Below are 3,408 nucleotides of genomic sequence, written 5' to 3'. Positions count from 1 at the left end.
ACCAGGCCCCATCAGGTCGTGACTCACCATCAGAGACCGCCCGCCCAACAACGTGACAGCGCCGCGCCAACGGCTGGCTCGGCGAGGTCGAAGGACTCCAGGTCAGCCTCAACGCCGCCATGGCCAAGCTCACGAGCCTCAACCGGACCCCCACTGACGGCCGCCCCCAACTGGTCGACCTCGGCATGCCCATCTTCACCGACACTCCAAGTCCGTGACGTATACGGCGGTACGTGCACCTGAGGTTCAGCACACTGAACCTCAGGTGCACGTGGCGTTGGGACGTCGCAGATGCCAGCTGGGGCGGTGAACACCAGCAGGGCCCACCCGGTAAAAACGCCGCACCGCAGCGTCTTCCTACCGTGTTCCGGCCGCACCCTGGGTTGGGTTCACGCGCTCAAGCTTGGTCCAGCCGGTCCAGCCTCGCTTCGTCAGCAGTTCGATCAGCCGACGGGCCGGCGGCAGGGTGTCAAACACATGTGTATCCAGCAGCTCGGCGAACGGTGGCTCGATGCCGGTGTCGTCGACGTAGAACTCGCCCTGCTCGTTGGCCATCTGTGTGATGTAGGCGGCCAGCTTGTCGGCCAGTTCGACGAGCCGTGGGTCGTCGTCGGTGCCGTCGAGAGCTTTGCCCAGGGTGAGATAGAAGTCGATGATCTGCGGGTTGGCTATCTGCTCCCGCTTGCGTGCCATCCACTCCGGGACGCGCTCGGGTGAGCGCGCGGCCAGCGGGATCCAGCCGTCGCGCTCGACTTGGACGATCCGTTCGTCGACTCCGAGCGCCCGCAGCCTGTCAAGGTAGTCGACCACTTCCTGGGGCAGTGCCAGGCTGTCTCCGGAGGCGAGGCGGGCGATCCGCTCGCGGTGTCGCTGCCGTTCCCGGATCTCCGCCCGCAGCCGCTTGTCGATATCTGCGACTGCCGCGGCGAACTCCTCCTCGTTTGCCTGGAGCAGCTCCCGCACGCGCGCCAGAGGGACCCCGGCCTCGGCGAGGGTCCGGATCTTGACCAACTCGACCACGGCGTCGGCGCCGTACCTCCGATAGCCGGAGTGGTCCCGCTCCGGTTCCGGCAGCAGCCCCTTGGCGTGATAGTGCCGCACCGCGCGCACCGTCACTCCGGCATACGACGCCAGCTCGCCGATAGTCAGCATCAGACCAGTCTCCTAGTTCGCAGCCCGGGTCCGGTAGAGACGCCGCGACCAGAGGTAGCCGACCAGCCCGATCACCACACACCAGCCGATGGCCCAGAGCATGTCCGAACCATCGGGCGATCCGGCCAGCAGACCGCGGAAAGCGTTCATGATCGGCGTGAACGGCTGGTACTCGGCGAACCACCGCAGCCCGGTCGGCATCGACTCCACCGGCACGAACCCGCTGCCCACGAACGGCAGCAGTATGAAGATCATCGGCCAGTTACTCGCGGCCTCCGGGTTTGGGCTGGCCAGCCCCAACGCCACGGTGAACCAGGTCATCGCGAACGACAGCAGCGCGAGCAGCCCGACAAGGCCCAACCACTGCATCGCCGAGGCGGCGGTCTCCAAACCCAGCAGGAACGCCACCCCGAAGACCGTGGCGAGGGCTAGCGCAGTCTGGACCATCGCGCCCAGCACATGGCCGGTGAGCACCGAGACCTTGGCGATGGCCATGGTTCGGAACCGGTCAATGATTCCGCCTGTCATGTCGGTGGCGACCGAGACCGCGGTGCTGATGGACACGCTCGCCACCGCCATCACCAAGATCCCCGGAGTGATGAACGTCAGGTAGTCGCCGCGGTCCCCCGCCGGGGCTCCGGGCAGACCGGCGCCCATGGTGCCTCCGAAGACGTAGACGAACAGCAGCAGGAACAACAGCGGCAGGCCGATCAGCATCAGCGTCTGCGATGGGTACCTGGCCATGTGCTTCAGGTTGCGGCGCAGCATGGTCGCCGAATCGCGGACGGCATACGTCGCGCTATTCATGCCGACACCTCCTCGGGAGACTCGTCGGCGGTGGAGTGGTCGGTCAGAGCCAGGAATACGTCATCCAGGTCCGCGGTGTGCACGGCGAGCCCGGTGACCGCGTCGTCGTCGATCCCGGCCAACAGCCGTCGCAAAGTGGTGAGGCTGCCGTCGTGCGGCAGGGTCAGGGTGAGCGCCGCGGCGTTCGTGTTCGCCCCGGGGAACTGGCGCGCCAACTCGGCCAGCCGCTCACTGTCGGCGGCCTGAAGCGCGACATGACCGCCGGGGACCAGCCGCTTCAGCTCGGCCGCGGTGCCCTCGGCGACCAGTCGGCCCCCGTCGAGCACACCGATCCGGTCGGCGAGCTGGTCGGCCTCCTCCAGGTACTGGGTGGTGAGAAAGACGGTCACCCCGTCGGCCACCAGCTCCCGCACGATCCCCCACAGGTCACGGCGGCTGCGCGGGTCGAGGCCGGTGGTCGGCTCGTCGAGAAAGATCAGCCGAGGCCCGGCCACCAGGGTCATGGCCAGGTCCAGCCGCCGCTTCATACCGCCGGAGTACGTCACCGCGCGCCGGTCGGCGGCATCAACCAGGTGGAACCGCTTCAGCAGTTGCTCCACCACACTTTCCGCATAGCGCCGTTCGAGGTGACCGAGGTCGGCCATCAGCCGCAGATTTTCCCGCCCGGTCAGTAACTCGTCCACGGCGGAGAACTGCCCGGTCACTCCGATCGACGCACGAACCTGGTCTGCCTCGCGGCGCAAGTCGTACCCGGCGACCCGAGCCTCACCGGCGTCCGCAGGGAGCAACGTGGACAGGATCCGGACTGTGGTGGTCTTGCCAGCCCCGTTGGGTCCGAGCAGGGCGTAGACGGTGCCTGCGGGGACGGTCAGGTCGACTCCGGCGACCACCTCGTGGTCGCCGTACGACTTGCGCAGCCCGGCGACCTCGATCGCACTGGTTCTTGTCGTCATGCCGACCATGCTGAGAGGTTGCCCCTGCGTCAGGGTCAACTGTTGCGGCTACATGGCCTCCACCCAGTGATCGATTCCTTAGTCCGGAAAAGTGCCAGTGGTCTCACCGAACTCCTGGCCCGAGCACTTCGGGACCGCGGCCGCCAGGTCGACGTCGAACACCTCCACGTCCACCTGCCGCGCGTCCTCAAGGCGGCCGACACCAGCAATGGAGCGAGCGCATGACCACCACGCCCCTGTACGACCTCGTGACCAGCGAGGGCGACGACGGCACGATGCACCCCGCTGAACAGCTCTGGACGCCCGGCGAGGACGCAGCGGAGAACGGCTTCATCGTCCATCGCAACCTGTACGTCACCGGCATCGACGACCCGACCGAGGACAGCCTCTTCCCGATCGGCTTCGTCGTCCTCGGACACCAGCGGTGGGCCGACATCATCGAGGCCGCCGCCGCGTACATGGCCCGCGTCCACGGGTGGCGGAACCTGCACCTCTA

Annotated in this window: 4 protein-coding genes and 1 pseudogene; 2 read left to right on the top strand and 3 right to left on the bottom strand. The window is 67.3% G+C overall.

Translation table 11 applies throughout. From position 1 onward, the window contains the following. Positions 1-357 precede the first annotated feature (357 nt). The 3 genes from IE142_RS34455 to IE142_RS34445 are packed head-to-tail and all read right to left on the bottom strand — an operon-like array spanning position 358 to position 2,912. Positions 358-1,152, bottom strand: a complete 795-nt coding sequence (locus IE142_RS34455; RefSeq protein WP_191889377.1) for a MerR family transcriptional regulator — start codon at positions 1,150-1,152, stop codon at positions 358-360. Positions 1,153-1,164: 12 nt separating this feature from the next. Beyond that, positions 1,165-1,959, bottom strand: a complete 795-nt coding sequence (locus tag IE142_RS34450; protein WP_191889376.1) for an ABC transporter permease — start codon at positions 1,957-1,959, stop codon at positions 1,165-1,167. Beyond that, the gene (locus IE142_RS34445) at positions 1,956-2,912 is read right to left on the bottom strand and encodes an ATP-binding cassette domain-containing protein (protein WP_191889375.1); all 957 of its coding nucleotides are present in this window, start codon (positions 2,910-2,912) and stop codon (positions 1,956-1,958) included. Before IE142_RS34445 ends, IE142_RS34450 begins: the two co-directional genes overlap by 4 nt. A 66-nt stretch (positions 2,913-2,978) precedes the next feature. On the opposite strand from IE142_RS34445, the gene IE142_RS34440 reads away from it, so the two are divergent. Together IE142_RS34440 and IE142_RS34435 are read left to right on the top strand one after the other, a co-directional pair. Next, complete coding sequence (locus IE142_RS34440) at positions 2,979-3,137, top strand: hypothetical protein (protein ID WP_191889374.1); 159 nt, start codon at positions 2,979-2,981, stop codon at positions 3,135-3,137. Further along, positions 3,134-3,408: pseudogene (locus IE142_RS34435) on the top strand (hypothetical protein); the annotation flags it as partial. The gene IE142_RS34440 and the pseudogene IE142_RS34435, both read left to right, overlap by 4 nt.

This window comes from Streptomyces mutabilis (assembly GCF_014649815.1).
GTDB lineage: Bacteria > Actinomycetota > Actinomycetes > Streptomycetales > Streptomycetaceae > Streptomyces > Streptomyces mutabilis.
The sequence above is the reverse complement of the archived record's forward strand: the minus strand, read 5'-3'. Positions and strand labels throughout refer to the sequence as shown.

What these genes read in the sequence shown, in the direction of transcription:
- IE142_RS34445 (WP_191889375.1), bottom strand. Translation starts at nt 2,912, where the DNA reads ATGACGACAAGAACCAGTGCGATCGAGGTCGCCGGGCTGCGCAAGTCG.
- IE142_RS34455 (WP_191889377.1), bottom strand. Translation starts at nt 1,152, where the DNA reads ATGCTGACTATCGGCGAGCTGGCGTCGTATGCCGGAGTGACGGTGCGC.
- IE142_RS34450 (WP_191889376.1), bottom strand. Translation starts at nt 1,959, where the DNA reads ATGAATAGCGCGACGTATGCCGTCCGCGATTCGGCGACCATGCTGCGC.